The following is a 755-nucleotide window of genomic DNA, read 5'->3' as shown; positions in this document are numbered from 1 at the left end:
CAAGGGCGGTGAAATCGAGATGGACGGGCACCGGATCGCGGTCCCGGTCTCGACCGACCAGATGAAGACGGTCGCCAAGCTGTCCGGCGGGCAGTCCTACACCGCCACCAACCTCGGCGAGCTGGAGAAGAGCTACAACGCCATCGAGAACGAGATCGGCTACCGCACGGTGCCCGGACCGGGCAGCTCCGGCTGGCTGCGCCTGGGCGTCCTGACCGCACTGATCGCGACGGCGCTGGCCCTGCTGATCAACCGGCGGCTGCCCAGCTGACGACTCAGGCGGGCAGCCTGCGGTTGAGCAGCAGGCCGGCCAAGATGGCGCCGGCCATGACGAAGGCGCCGAGCAACATCCAGGCCATGCTCGCGTCGCCCTTGACGGTCTCGTAGCCGATCTGGCGCTGCAGCGTCGAGTACACGTTCTTCAGCGAGTCCAGGCTGTCGGCGTGAAACGACTGGCCCTCGGTGATCTCGCAGATCTTCTGCAGGGTCTGGTCATCCACCGGAACGGGGATGGTGGCGCCCTCGTAGTCGACGGTGCCGTACGGGGTGCCGAACGAGATCGTCGAGATCTGCACGCCCTCGTCCTTGGCCAGCCGCGCCGCGGTGTAGACGCCATCATGCGGATCGCCGGGATTGGAGGGCTTGTTCTCGCCGCCGTCGGAGAGCAGCACGATGCGGGCCGGCGGCGGATTGTCGCCCCCGGCGACCGCGGTGGCACTGATCGCGTGCAGAGCGGTGAAGATGGCTTCGCCGGT

At 67.8% G+C, this 755-nt stretch carries 2 pseudogenes; one reads left to right on the top strand and one right to left on the bottom strand.

Features of this window, described 5'->3' with window-relative positions:
* Positions 1 to 271 (top strand): annotated as a pseudogene (locus tag A5625_RS23545) (hypothetical protein); the annotation flags it as partial.
* 4 nt (positions 272 to 275) lie between these two features.
* Here A5625_RS23545 and A5625_RS23540 read toward each other — a convergent pair.
* Positions 276 to 755: pseudogene (locus A5625_RS23540) on the bottom strand (VWA domain-containing protein); the annotation flags it as partial.

This window comes from Mycobacterium sp. 1465703.0, from assembly GCF_001672975.1.
Lineage (GTDB): Bacteria > Actinomycetota > Actinomycetes > Mycobacteriales > Mycobacteriaceae > Mycobacterium.
Note: the sequence above shows the minus strand (reverse complement) of the source record. Positions and strands in the feature narration are given on the sequence as shown.